The sequence below is a fragment of the Bacillus sp. FSL K6-2869 genome (assembly GCF_040869405.1).
Taxonomy (GTDB): Bacteria; Bacillota; Bacilli; order Bacillales; family Bacillaceae; genus Bacillus; species Bacillus altitudinis.
Genome location: NZ_CP152035.1, coordinates 1,275,446 through 1,287,415, shown reverse-complemented (window position 1 = coordinate 1,287,415; position 11,970 = coordinate 1,275,446). Strand labels below are relative to the sequence as shown.

At 39.3% G+C, this 11,970-nt stretch carries 13 protein-coding genes, 1 pseudogene and 1 riboswitch; of the genes and pseudogenes, 5 read left to right on the top strand and 9 right to left on the bottom strand.

Going from position 1 to position 11,970, the window contains the following annotated elements; genetic code table 11:
* Positions 1 to 117: 117 nt before the first annotated feature.
* Both MHI58_RS06500 and MHI58_RS06495 read left to right on the top strand, forming a co-directional pair.
* Positions 118 to 834, top strand: coding sequence for a DUF1836 domain-containing protein (locus MHI58_RS06500; protein ID WP_045034959.1), 717 nt, complete (start codon positions 118 to 120; stop codon positions 832 to 834).
* A gap of 124 nt (positions 835 to 958) precedes the next feature.
* A complete protein-coding gene (locus MHI58_RS06495; RefSeq protein WP_008346135.1) occupies positions 959 to 1,153 on the top strand; it encodes an alpha/beta-type small acid-soluble spore protein in 195 nt (64 codons plus the stop codon).
* Between the two features lie 39 nt (positions 1,154 to 1,192).
* On the opposite strand, the gene MHI58_RS06490 is transcribed toward MHI58_RS06495, so the two are convergent.
* The 4 genes and pseudogenes from MHI58_RS06490 to MHI58_RS06475 all read right to left on the bottom strand — a co-directional run bounded on the left by MHI58_RS06490 (position 1,193) and on the right by MHI58_RS06475 (position 5,041).
* The gene (locus tag MHI58_RS06490; RefSeq protein ID WP_045034958.1) at positions 1,193 to 2,386 is read right to left on the bottom strand and encodes an anti-sigma factor domain-containing protein; all 1,194 of its coding nucleotides are present in this window, start codon (positions 2,384 to 2,386) and stop codon (positions 1,193 to 1,195) included.
* On the bottom strand, positions 2,383 to 3,138 hold the full coding sequence (sigI, locus tag MHI58_RS06485) for an RNA polymerase sigma factor SigI (protein ID WP_008346139.1): 756 nt from the start codon (positions 3,136 to 3,138) through the stop codon (positions 2,383 to 2,385). Before sigI ends, MHI58_RS06490 begins: the two co-directional genes overlap by 4 nt.
* A 215-nt stretch (positions 3,139 to 3,353) precedes the next feature.
* Positions 3,354 to 4,246, bottom strand: a pseudogene (locus MHI58_RS06480) (TerC family protein).
* Positions 4,242 to 4,348: riboswitch (yybP-ykoY riboswitch) on the bottom strand. It overlaps the preceding pseudogene by 5 nt.
* A 78-nt stretch (positions 4,349 to 4,426) precedes the next feature.
* Positions 4,427 to 5,041, bottom strand: a complete 615-nt coding sequence (locus MHI58_RS06475; RefSeq protein ID WP_045034956.1) for a DedA family protein — start codon at positions 5,039 to 5,041, stop codon at positions 4,427 to 4,429.
* Between the two features lie 248 nt (positions 5,042 to 5,289).
* Here MHI58_RS06475 and MHI58_RS06470 point away from each other — a divergent pair, with 248 nt between their 5' ends.
* Positions 5,290 to 7,713: an EAL domain-containing protein gene (locus MHI58_RS06470; RefSeq protein WP_045034955.1), complete on the top strand. Its 2,424-nt coding sequence runs from the start codon at positions 5,290 to 5,292 to the stop codon at positions 7,711 to 7,713.
* 235 nt (positions 7,714 to 7,948) lie between these two features.
* Here MHI58_RS06470 and MHI58_RS06465 read toward each other — a convergent pair whose 3' ends face one another.
* From MHI58_RS06465 to MHI58_RS06455, 3 genes are all read right to left on the bottom strand, one after another.
* Complete coding sequence (locus MHI58_RS06465; protein WP_088004396.1) at positions 7,949 to 8,413, bottom strand: MarR family winged helix-turn-helix transcriptional regulator; 465 nt, start codon at positions 8,411 to 8,413, stop codon at positions 7,949 to 7,951.
* Positions 8,414 to 8,770: 357 nt separating this feature from the next.
* The gene (locus MHI58_RS06460) at positions 8,771 to 8,935 is read right to left on the bottom strand and encodes a hypothetical protein (protein WP_045034954.1); all 165 of its coding nucleotides are present in this window, start codon (positions 8,933 to 8,935) and stop codon (positions 8,771 to 8,773) included.
* A gap of 38 nt (positions 8,936 to 8,973) precedes the next feature.
* Positions 8,974 to 9,129 (bottom strand): hypothetical protein, encoded by a 156-nt coding sequence (locus MHI58_RS06455; RefSeq protein WP_008346151.1) that lies wholly within the window; start codon positions 9,127 to 9,129, stop codon positions 8,974 to 8,976.
* 192 nt (positions 9,130 to 9,321) lie between these two features.
* Between MHI58_RS06455 and MHI58_RS06450 the strand changes: the two genes are divergently transcribed.
* Entirely contained in the window at positions 9,322 to 9,651 is a 330-nt protein-coding gene (locus MHI58_RS06450; protein ID WP_007498778.1) for a MerR family transcriptional regulator, read from the top strand.
* Between the two features lie 258 nt (positions 9,652 to 9,909).
* Here MHI58_RS06450 and MHI58_RS06445 read toward each other — a convergent pair whose 3' ends face one another.
* The gene (locus MHI58_RS06445; protein WP_081105410.1) at positions 9,910 to 10,272 is read right to left on the bottom strand and encodes a cupin domain-containing protein; all 363 of its coding nucleotides are present in this window, start codon (positions 10,270 to 10,272) and stop codon (positions 9,910 to 9,912) included.
* A 208-nt stretch (positions 10,273 to 10,480) separates the two neighbouring features.
* Here MHI58_RS06445 and MHI58_RS06440 point away from each other — a divergent pair, with 208 nt between their 5' ends.
* On the top strand, positions 10,481 to 11,344 hold the full coding sequence (locus MHI58_RS06440; protein WP_039170301.1) for a LysR family transcriptional regulator: 864 nt from the start codon (positions 10,481 to 10,483) through the stop codon (positions 11,342 to 11,344).
* Positions 11,345 to 11,477: 133 nt separating this feature from the next.
* Here MHI58_RS06440 and MHI58_RS06435 read toward each other — a convergent pair whose 3' ends face one another.
* On the bottom strand, positions 11,478 to 11,876 hold the full coding sequence (locus MHI58_RS06435) for a lipoprotein (RefSeq protein ID WP_045034953.1): 399 nt from the start codon (positions 11,874 to 11,876) through the stop codon (positions 11,478 to 11,480).
* Between the last annotated feature and the right edge of the window lie 94 nt (positions 11,877 to 11,970).

The following is an 11,970-nucleotide window of genomic DNA, read 5'->3' as shown; positions in this document are numbered from 1 at the left end:
GAACAAATTGTGACGCAGCGGTCCTATTTTAGTTTATTTTGCATTTTCATTAAAAAGAGATTATGATGTTGAATTAGATCAATAATCACGTTTTTGACGTACAAAATGAGGTGGAACATGGTGACTTTTAAATTAACGAGAATTGACATGACGAGACTTCTGTATTCTCTAAAAGGCGAGGGAGATCTGACTCCGCTTCAGCTTTTGAATTTATCTGTAAAAAGCGATAAGGAACATGAATATGATGAATTAAAAATCCCTTCGTTTTTTGAAAAACTCGAACGGCGGAAGCAAAAATCAGAGCACGGGCTTTCAACGAACGAAATCGTTGAGCTTGGCAACTTGTGTGAACTGACTTCACTTAAATCGACAGCCATTCAAAACTGGATCAAGCGCGATATTAAAGATATGATCGGCCATCCAGAGCTTGGCAAGAAGTACTCCATTGATCAAGTCGTTATTTTATTAATTGTCCGGGATTTAAAATCAGTATTTGATTTTGATTCTATTCGTACGATCTTATCTGCCTTATTTAATACGATCACAGATCGAACGGATGATATTATCAGCCCCATCCGTTTTTATGAAGCATATGCGCACGTCCTTGATTTTATTTATCACCATACACATTTCCCATTAAAGGAAACGAATTTACGAGAAATGACAGAAGAGCAAACGGACAAACTCCACGAAGAGTTTACAGAATTGACGAAGCCGCAATGGCATTTGATTAAAGGCATTATCAGTTCTACCGTTTTCTCCGTTTTCACTTCTCACTTGCAAAGCACAGCGCAAGAAATGATGTTGAATACGCTTCAGCTGAAAAAGGCTTAAAACTGAGCCCGAGGTGACCTTCATCACCTCGGCTTTTTTGTGCAGCAATTGCCAGCATAATTGCAGGCTGTTTTTTTCAAAATAAGAAGGCGCAACAAACATGAGGTGAAAGGAGGAATATGTGATGGCAAATCGAAATCAACTTCTTGTTCCTGGAGTAGAACAAGCTTTAGATCAATTTAAATACGAGATCGCTCAAGAATTTGGCGTGAATCTCGGTTCAGATACAGTCGCACGTTCAAACGGTTCTGTTGGCGGCGAGATGACAAAAAGACTCGTACAGCAGGCGCAATCTCAAATGGGCCATTCAACTAAATAAAGACATGGTGAAATACGCCGGATCTATTCTGGCGTTTTTTTACTGTTCATATGTAGGCTCATCCCGGTTTTCACGGTATGAGGGCGATGTGTTTTTTCCTTTTTGTTTGACGCCATCTCTGTTACGTTCGCCGTACGGACGATTCTGACCACTGTCGTTTTTTTTTACATGCTTTTCAGTATCACCACGTGATGTGCCATTTGGATGTTTTTTTTCATCTGGATCAGTCGTGTGATTTTTTTTTTGCTCTTTGTCTTTTTCAAAAGAGCGATCCTTTTCTTCTTTTCCCTTTTTCTCTTTGTTGTCAAGATGAGGGCTTGTTTGGTGAGGCTTTTGAACAGCTCCTTGCTCTTCCCTCTCAACTTCCTTCTGCTCTTTGTCTTCGCCTTCAGGAGCTTCTTTATCAGGCTGCATCTCATCGCTATCGTCTGTCTTTATGTCTTCTTTTTTGTCTTCGTCTTTTTGATCTTCATCAGCATTTTTCGGCTCTTCTTCTTTGACAGCCTCGTCATCTGCTGGATCTTCATCATCTTTTTTAAAGTCCTCTTGTTCGTTGTCTTGCATTTCTTGATTTCTAATATAAGTTCCTGTTGAAATGCCTGCTTTTTGTGCCTTTTCTCTTGTTTCCAGGTCACCTTCCACAGTTTCCAGCTTATAATTGCGCTTTTGATATTCCCCCGAGATGGTGCTGATTTTACTTTTTACGTTTGTTTTGTATGTATGATCCTGCTTGTTTTCATAAACAGTTGAAATATAAATGCTTTTAGAGTGGTTCACGTATCCTTTTTTATCACAATCATCGATGATTTCCTGCACGACTTTGGTCATGTCGTTTTTTTCTAAATCTTTCATACTGGCCAGTACTTGCTTCGCATCTTTATTCAGCGGAGTGACACCGATCACTTGATAATTGTGATCGAGTTTCAGCTCAAAGCTTGGGTTAATGTCAATCGTCATATATGCATATGCTTTTTGACTTGAGAAAGATGGCATCATAGTGAAAATCACGACAATAATTGCTGCAATTGATAGAATTCCTGCATTTAACGGACGTAAACGAAGCAGGTCAAAAAAACCGGCTCTTTTTCTTTCGAGACGTGATTCATTCGGAAACGTCACTTCTTGACCGATTTCATAGTCTTGCTGTTCATACTTTGTCCGCAGAAATTGTCCATCAGGGGTCAGCAGTGTGACATATTTTTTGTTTTTCTCGACTATAATGCCTCTTCTCATGAATTAAGCACCCCTTTAAGGTAATCTTTCAAATACACATAATCACCTGTCATAATGATCGCCATCGCAATAATATATTTTCTATTTCTCTCAATCGTTTTGCGGCTGACTTCCACTAGCTTTTCCAGCTGTTTGACTGGCAATTGTTTTTTCTGAAATAAAATGGTTCTCAGTTCATCGTGCTTAACGAGTGTATGGGCCACTTTAATGGCATTTTGTCTCGCATCCGCATGCTTTGGTGAATGCTCAAGCAGTTCTTGAAACGTAAGACCATATACTTTCAATCGTTCTTTAAAATGTTCAATCTCTTCTCTTCTATGTTCTTGTTCAATTAAACGCCTATATTCATTTGCAGAAAGCTCTGCTTCAATCATGCTTTGCGAGTATTCGCCATTCTCACTTTCTTGAAGGTCCATTTGAACCGTTGGCGCGTTTCTTGCTTCTTTTCGAATATAGTCGATTACTTTTCTTTTAATAATTAACTCCGCAAATGCAAGGAGTGAGTTGCCTTTTTCGGCAGAGTATTTTTCTATCGCTTCATTAAAGGCAATTAAGCCTACGCTAAATTCATCATCTTTTTCATCTATATATCGTTTACAAACGGATGAAACCGTCTTAGCGACAAATGGTTTGTATTGCTCTATTAATGCATTTTGCAGCTCGGTATCACCCTGTTGGATGTTGATTGCCGACTGCTCTAATGTTTGCTTTTTCTTTCCCTTTTTAAACAAAAGGCTAAGCAATGGTTTCACCTCAGTTCTCCCTATATTACTCATTTATGATAGCTAATTTATGAGGGAAGCGCAAAGGAAGAAATGAGGAATTCATTTCCTGTTACTCAATTGTGACATGTATTTCTTTATCTACTTTACAACGTTTCGTTTAAAAGCAAAGAAATAAGGGGGTATCCCCCCCTTTTTTGTAATATACGTGTTATGAAAATGAAATGATATTTCTTTCAAAAAACCTACTCTTCCAGCCGCTTCTCTTGTTTTTCCTCGTTTTGTTGGCCGCCTTTTCTTGATGGACTTGATAAAAACCAGCCAAATGCTGCAATCGCGAGAAGGACCGTCCAGAAAATGATTTTCCATAATGTTGAATGAATGAAATGAGAGGACACGACCCCAATAGCTGGATGAGAAAGTGTATAGAGCGTCAGCTTCACGCCAACCCATCCGACAATGACAAATGCTGCTGTTTCTAGGCTTGGTCTCGTTTTAAGCAGTTTCACAAATACAGTCGCCGCAAACCTCATGATCACTAGACCAATGATACCGCCTAATAGAATGACAATAAATTGACCGCCATCAAGCCCGCCAATTTGTGGAAGGTTTGTTGCTGGCAAAGTCACAGCTAATGCAACGGCTGCTAAAATAGAATCTACTGCAAATGCAATGTCAGCAAGCTCAACTTTTACGACGGTTGCCCAAAAGCCGCTTTGTTTCATGTTTGTGTCTGCTTCCTTTTTCTTAAATACGTGCGATTTTAAAATATGGTGAATCGAAATATAGAGAAGATAAATTGCGCCAATGGCTTGAACTTGCCACACATCTACTAAAAACGAAATAAGAAAAAGAGAACCGAATCGCATGACAAATGCTCCCGCAAGTCCGTAAAACAATGCCTTTTTTCTTTGTTTTTCAGGAAGGTGTTTGACCATCACAGCCATAACCAGCGCATTATCAGCTGCTAAAATCCCTTCTAATCCAATCAATACGAGAAGAACCCACCCGTACTCTAAAATAATTGCTGCATCCATCATCATTCCTCCTTATTTTTTATCTATTGTCCCACAACAGACAAAGGCTTATGAATGCAAAAAAGACCTTTGCCTGTAATGGCAAAGGTCTTGCTAGACATGTGATATGTAAATCATGCCAACAAAGCCGATGGAATGAGATTCCATGTAATGACGACTTTGTTTCCGGTGATAACCGGACGCTACTCCCCTTTGGTGGGATTAAGAATATTTAGATTACTTATATCATAATCAACAGACCCCGGATTGTCAACAGGTGACTTTTCATCTTCACCCGCTGATTAAGCCGTTGGTGTTTCTGTTTTTCTTTTTCTTCGTTTGAGCCACACGTAGAAAACAAACAACAAGAGCATACCAATCCCAATCGGCAATACATATGGTTCTAAAATGGTTCCAACCTCTTGCCAGTTCTCTCCAAGGACAAATCCTAAATACACGTACACAAATGTAATCGGCGTAATCGCCAAAAACGTATACAGGCAAAAAACCCACACATTCATCTTCGCAATCCCGCACGGAATGGAAATAAGGGTTCTGACCCCTGGAATAAACCGGCCGCTAAACGCAACAAATCCGCCATGCTTTTCAAAAAAGGCATCCGATTTATCAAGTGACTCAGGTTTAACAAAGAAATACTTCCCATATTTATTTAAAAAGGGTCTCCCTCCATAACGCCCTAACCAGTACAAGGTCAAGGGGCCTGCCACACCGCCAATAGAACCGGCAGCCACAACACCAATGAAGGCCATGTCCCCTTTTGAAACCCAGTAACCTGCAAGAGGCAACACCACTTCAGCAGGAACAAATTCAATGCATAATGCAAGAAAGATGCCGAAGTACGACAAATTCTTAAAGGCATCAGCTAATGAAATAATAAAATCTTCGATGTTTATCAATCCCTTTCACACATAATCAGTTTGACAGGCTATGCTTGCAAATCGTACCGTGCCACCTATTAAACGAATAAAAAACCAAAAATGATTCACTTTTCTTCGTTTTTTTACATTAAATTTGATTTTACTATAAAAAATGTTCAAAAAAAATGCTGAATGCCCTTTTTAAGTAAAGGAAAAGTGAACACAGGCGCCACTTGATCCGATATATTAAGTATATGTCTGTTTTTAGATACAGGAGGTTTTCTTACATGACACATTTAACAGGAAGCTACAACGGATGGCTTGTCTTTCTGTCAGTCGCTGTCGCCGCTGTCGCCTCCTACTCAGCTCTTCAATTAGCCAGCCGGGTGATCCAGTCGAGCGGCGCAAAGAAAAGAGTATGGTTGATCATTGGTGCGATGATCATGGGGATGGGAATATGGTCAATGCATTTTATTGGCATGATGGCGTTTCATCTACGCTCTGGTATCACATATGAAACACCCTTACTCATTTTATCGATTTTGACCTCTTTTATCGGTTCTTTCATTGCTTTTTCAATATGTATTCAGCAGCAACTTTCCACAAGGCGACTTTTGATTAGTTCGATCACGATGGGCTCAGCTATTTGCAGCATGCACTACCTCGGATTGGAATCAATGGCGAATGTCACCATCAGCTATGACCCTGTTCTCTTTTTTCTTTCTTTTTTTATTGGTGCGCTCGCTTCATTCTTTTCATTACACCTTTTTTTCCGGCTTCATCACTCTGAGAAAAGGCGGGAGGATCAGCTGTTAAAAATAGCGGGTGCACTGATGATGGGCGGTGCTGTTGCGGGCATGCATTACACTGGCATGGCGTCTTCGACGATGTTTTTTCATTCAGATGGTCAGGTCGCTGCGGGTGGTTCTCTTGAAATGTCACCATTTAGCCTGTCCATTTTCATCGGTCTGATGACGCTTATCGTCCAATCACTCATGATTTTCGGCGCCTATATTGATCACCGAATTATGTCACAATCAGATCAGCTAAAAGAAAATGAACAGCGGTTCCAATCACTGATCAAACATAATATAGATGGGATTATCGTGTTATCTGTTGATCGAAAAGTGATATCTGCGAATGACCCAGGCAAACACATTTTGAAAATGTGCAATTCCTGGATTGGTGATGATGTGAGTCAATACGTCATGCCAACTGAGATGTGGGAAGACTTTATTTATCAATCAAAAAAAGCAATTACGCGTGAAGCAGAACTGAAAGCAGCAGATCGGTTTTATTATTATCATGTTACATACATACCCGTACACGTCAACCATACACTTGACAGCATTTATCTCGTTTTAAAAGATTTAACCCAGCAGAAGATTGCTGAAAAAGAAATTCATGTGATGGCACATTATGATGCATTAACTGAACTTCCGAACCGTCGTCACGGAATTAATCATTTAAATGATGTTTTATCCGCTCAAGAAGAGACAAAAACGTCAACGGCAGTTCTTTTTCTTGATTTAAATCGGTTTAAAATTATTAATGATGCCCTTGGTCATAACATAGGCGATCTGCTGTTGAAAGCCGCCGCAAACAGACTAACCAAATGTTTGCCTGACAATGGCTTTATTGCAAGAATTGGCGGGGATGAATTTTTAATGATCTTTCCTCACATGGAGCATAACACACATAAAATTGAACAGCTTTTGGAAAACATCATTCGCCAATTTGAACGTCCTTTTTTCATTCAAAACCATCAGCTCATTACATCCATTAGTATTGGAATCGCCATCTCTCCGCAAAACGGAAAGAATGGTATGGAATTGATGAGAAAAGCAGATATGGCCATGTATTTATCAAAGAAACATAAACAAAGCCGCTATGAATTCTTTACTGAATCTATGGAGAGATTGAGTGAGGACAGACTCAATCGCGAACTGGAGCTACGAGATGCCATTCAAAGAAAGCAGTTTGTGCTTCATTATCAGCCGCAAATCAGCGCCAAAACAAGACAGATGACAGGTGTTGAAGCCCTTTTAAGAATGAAAGCACCAGACGGTTCTCTAAAATCACCAGAGGCTTTCATTGAGCTTGCTGAAGAATCGGGCCTGATTATCGATATTGGAAGATGGGTCATTGACACGGCATGTAAGCAGGCAAAATTGTGGTATGACAAGCAATTGAAAATCCCTGTTGCGGTCAATTTATCTGCTAAGCAGTTTAACTCTGAAGACTTAATTGATTTGATCAAACTAACGCTAAAAAAATACGACCTTCAACCATCACTTCTTGAGCTTGAAGTGACAGAAAGCATGACAATGGACAACATCAAGCAGTCAAAACAAGTACTGACATCTCTAAAACAACTTGGCGTCCGTATTAGTATTGATGATTTTGGTACAGGCCACAGCTCTTTAAGCTATTTGAAGGATTTGCCGATTCACCGCCTGAAAATTGATAAATCATTTATCGAGGATATTTTGAGCGATTCAAAGTCTGAGCAAATCACAGGGGCTATTATTGCAATGGGGCACCAGCTATCTCTAGAAGTCATTGCTGAAGGTGTTGAAACTTTTGCACAAGCGCAACTTTTATCTGCGCAGGGCTGTGACGATCTACAAGGCTTTTATTATGCCAAGCCACTTCCAGCTAGTGATATTGAAAAATTTATCGCCTATCCTGCTCATCAGCTGGATACATGAAAAAGGTGCCAACCAATGGCACCTTTCAGCGTGTAGACAAACCCTCGCATTCTTTGTCAGTCCTGCGTGCTGGTGCTCACGAATGACAAATTCGCTCCGCGCCAGTACTCGTCCTTCCTAGACTGCAAAGGTTTTCTATCACGCTGGGCTGAAAAGAAGACAAAGGGCTAAAATCAAGTTCATTTTAGCCCTTTGTCAACAATCTAAAAGGTGCCAACCATGGCACCTTTTCGTTTTATCTAAATAACAAATGCTGACTGTGAATACCTGCTTTTTTCAGCAGACTAATTAATTGCTCCTGTTCTTCACGCGAAAGACCAGAAAACGCCCGCGCAATTCGAAGAGAATGGATTGGATAAATTTTATCCAAATAACTGCGCCCTTTATCTGTTAAATGGGCATAAACTGACCGCTTATCCTTTGGGTCCTGTTCTCTTTCAATGAAACCATTTCGTTCTAACTTGTCAATTACGTACGTAACATTCCCGCTGACAAGCAGGAGTCTTGAGCCGATTTGCTGAAGTTTTTGAGCACCTCTCGTATACAGTAATTCGAGAACGGCAAATTCAGTTGGATTGAATCCATGCTCCTTGCTGTCTCTAATACTGTGTTCGGAAACGCTTTTAAATGCCCTTGCAAAAACTTTGTAAAGCGTCATTGAACGTTCTACTTCTTCTTCATTAAACGATAGTCTCATCACATATCTACCTCTTATAATATTTTTTTAACTTCAAGGCTTTCTTGCGGTGCAGTTGGAGCCTTTCGTAAAAAATAGAAGTACGTTTTTGAAAACCCTTTCAACCACATAAGTGACTCCATTCGTGTTATGTATAAGATTTCGATATAAACTTTTAAAATCCTTCTTATTTTTCACAATCATCTCGAAAAAAAGCTTTTCCAGCAAACCATCATGTTACGACAAATTTTAACATAATCTGTAAAGGCTCTATATTTTCTTACATTTGATTCGTCAAATTTCTACAAAATCCAATATTGCTATAATATTAAACACACAAAAAAAGAACCCTTCATGTGACAACGCACATGATAAGGGATGTTAAAGATAGCGATCTGTTTTGTTGAAAAAGAAATGATACTCTTTTTTTAAGTCACTAATTGTCATGTTCTTGGTCATATCAGGGCTATACACCCCAAGTGAGCAAAGCTGCTTCGTATAATAATGTCTTTCTTTCGCTAAAGCTTCTTTTAATATACTCCGCATGACTTCTCCCCTCCTATCAATGGATATGGATCGGGTGCTTATGAGGACTTTTTATACAAATCATTTTGTACGGCTCTAAGAAGAGCATGTGCATTCTGACCTGCAGCCTGCATGAACTGCTCCAGCAGTTCATCCCTCTTCACATCTAATGCGATGATTTCTTTTGCCATACGGATGATCTGTGTTTTCTCCATCAAGTGCGCCTCCTCCTTATTTTTTCTTTTTCTTATCATATGTTCACGTGATATGATTTGCACTTTATATGTTAATTTTCCTTCCATTGTTTTTCGATTTTTTCATTTTTGTGTTATATTATCTAACAAACGTTAGGTTTTTTTACTGACTGTTGGATATAATATGAAGAAAAGACTTGCAGGGGTGAGGATATGACGCAGGAAGATGTATCTTATAAAGATAAAAAAGTCATTTCAATTGGGATTGTCAGTGAATTAACAGGACTTTCCGTCAGGCAAATCCGATATTATGAGGAACGTAAACTCATCTACCCCCAGCGCTCAACAAGAGGCACACGGAAATATTCTTTTTCTGATGTAGAACGTTTAATGGATATCGCCAATAAACGGGAAGATGGTGTGCAGACAGCGGAAATTTTAAAAGACATGAAGAAAAAAGAACAGGCATTAAAAAGCGGACAATATAAGAAAAAAATGCTGGAAGGACAGATCAACGCGCACTTCCGGTACAAGAATCGATGAACTAAATAACAATTGCTTACTCGGCAAAATAGACTTAGCATCTGATCGTCCTGAATATGAATCGATGAAAGCACGAACTGACCCAAAGACCGATTCTTGCTGAAGAGTCTATTTCAGGTAGCGAAAGGAAATGCATTACAGCTCATCTTGAATCATTGAAGCAACAAAACGAGGCAGCAATTGCAGCCTCGTTATTAGCTAAAACAACCATTCAACTATTTATCCCCTAAGGTACTTGATCTTTAACGTTTTAGTTTTTCAAATTTGTTCAGGAATCGAAACAGTTCGTTCATTGAGCACATTCCCCGTGTTTAGCGTCGTTTTGGGTTCTATTAAGAGCAAGTGAACTTCTTCTTCAGCAATTGGCTGATGTTCAACTCCTTTTGGAATCACAAGAAATTCTCCTTCATGAAGCGTTATTTCCCTATCCCTAAAACGGATGACTAGATTGCCTTTCCACACAAAGAACATTTCATCCTCATCATCATGGTGATGCCAAATGAATTCACCCTTCATTTTTACCATTTTCATGTATGAGTCGTTCAACTCTCCACCTATTCTAGGATTCCAATAATCATTTATTTGCGAAAATTTTTCTTCGATATTTACCTTTGAAATCAATCGATTCCCCTCCTTATTAAATGGAAACGTCTGTTTTAGTTGCCACAGCTAAAAAATTCTCATTTTCTCCTCTCGATCAGATAAAAGGGACGCCGCAATGAGCATCAACCTCTTCTATCATTTAGTTTACATACTTCTTTGGATCACGTAAAATCAAAAAATAGCATATAGATCATCACAATTTGTGATGCAAAAAAGGAGAGTTAGTTTGGATATTAAATCTTTGGAAGTATTTAAAGCCGTTGCCATTGAACAAAGCATCACAAAAGCTGCTCAAAAATTAAATTATGTGCAGTCCAATGTCACCGCAAGAATCCAACGTCTTGAACAAGAGTTAGGTGTACCTCTTCTCTATCGATATCATAAGAAAATATCTTTAACGCCTGCAGGACGTGAACTGCTGCCCTATGTAAATAAATTACTATACGATTACGAAGAAGCGATAGAAGCAGTAAAGCTTTCCTCTACTCCGCGGGGTTCTTTACACATTGGATCTATAGAGTCCACCGCATCTACAAGATTGCCCAGCATTTTCACAGAATATCACAAAAAATTTCCACAAGTAGAATTGAGCTTGTATATGGCACCTACAGTCGACCAAGTTAGCGCTATCCTCAACTACAAAGTAGACAGCGCGTTAGTAGATGGGCCAATTCTTCATCCAGAAATCATCGAGTATCCTGTATTGGAAGAATCCCTCGTTCTCATTACAAGCTACTCCACGGAGCAATTCCAGGTAGAATCTATTTTACATGAGCCGTTGCTCTCGTCATTCGCCCATTGTATTTATTTAGGACGATGGCAAAAGTGGCTAGAGAACAACGGCTATCCTCCTATGAAGGTCATGGAATATGGTACGTTAGAGGGCGTCCTTAAATGTGTTGAAAGCGGGCTGGGAGTGACTATATTACCAAAATCTATGGTTGAATCTCGGGGGGAAGGCAAATTTACCTGTCATCCATTACCGGAACCACATCGGATCGTGCCCACTGTGTTGATCAGGCGACGTGATTCGTACATGACCAGTGCTCTGTCACAATTTATGGAGTTAATAGGCATTACGAATATGTGATCTGAGACAAATCATTGTTTTCATTAATAAGATCATGTGTGTTAAAAAAAGAGGATAGATAGAGCGTCATTCTTTCAGCTCTTCTATCCTTTTACATTATCTCAACTTATGCCAAGCATATGAACGATTCTTTTTATTTAGATGAAGCGTCAGTTCCTTCAACAACCCCTACAAAGTCAATTCGTACGCCGCCTTTTTCAGGATCTTCTTTCACCCGAAAGGCAAGCGCCTTTTTTTCTCCAGTGTTTGCATCTTTATAATTTGCATGAAAGACGTGGATGCTGGCTTCTTCCAATTGAAAATCTTCATAAGAAAGCGTCTCAATTCCCCATTCCTTTTTCGATTTAAGAATGTCATTTGGGCTTGGGACTGCGCCTTCGACATAGACATTTTCCATTTTTCGTTTATTTCCTTCAGTTATCGCTTCAAGCATATGCTCTGATGCTACCAGTCTTCTGTCTTTCCCCTCGTCTTCTCTTGAACATGCACTTAGCAAAACAATACACATGAAAATGAATAAAAACTTCTTCATTTTTCTCTCCCACCTTCTCCTTAAAATGTAAAGGATGGAAGCGCTATATGCAATCTTTATTCAAAAAAGACTGTAAAACGTTACATTTTACAGT

Excerpts from the sequence above, each read along its gene's own strand:
- MHI58_RS06455 (WP_008346151.1), bottom strand. The coding sequence starts at position 9,129 with ATGGAGAAAACACAGATCATCCGTATGGCAAAAGAAATCATCGCATTA.
- MHI58_RS06500 (WP_045034959.1), top strand. The coding sequence starts at position 118 with ATGGTGACTTTTAAATTAACGAGAATTGACATGACGAGACTTCTGTAT.
- MHI58_RS06495 (WP_008346135.1), top strand. The coding sequence starts at position 959 with ATGGCAAATCGAAATCAACTTCTTGTTCCTGGAGTAGAACAAGCTTTA.
- MHI58_RS06460 (WP_045034954.1), bottom strand. The coding sequence starts at position 8,935 with ATGCGGAGTATATTAAAAGAAGCTTTAGCGAAAGAAAGACATTATTAT.
- MHI58_RS06435 (WP_045034953.1), bottom strand. The coding sequence starts at position 11,876 with ATGAAGAAGTTTTTATTCATTTTCATGTGTATTGTTTTGCTAAGTGCA.
- MHI58_RS06490 (WP_045034958.1), bottom strand. The coding sequence starts at position 2,386 with ATGAGAAGAGGCATTATAGTCGAGAAAAACAAAAAATATGTCACACTG.
- MHI58_RS06450 (WP_007498778.1), top strand. The coding sequence starts at position 9,322 with ATGACGCAGGAAGATGTATCTTATAAAGATAAAAAAGTCATTTCAATT.
- MHI58_RS06470 (WP_045034955.1), top strand. The coding sequence starts at position 5,290 with ATGACACATTTAACAGGAAGCTACAACGGATGGCTTGTCTTTCTGTCA.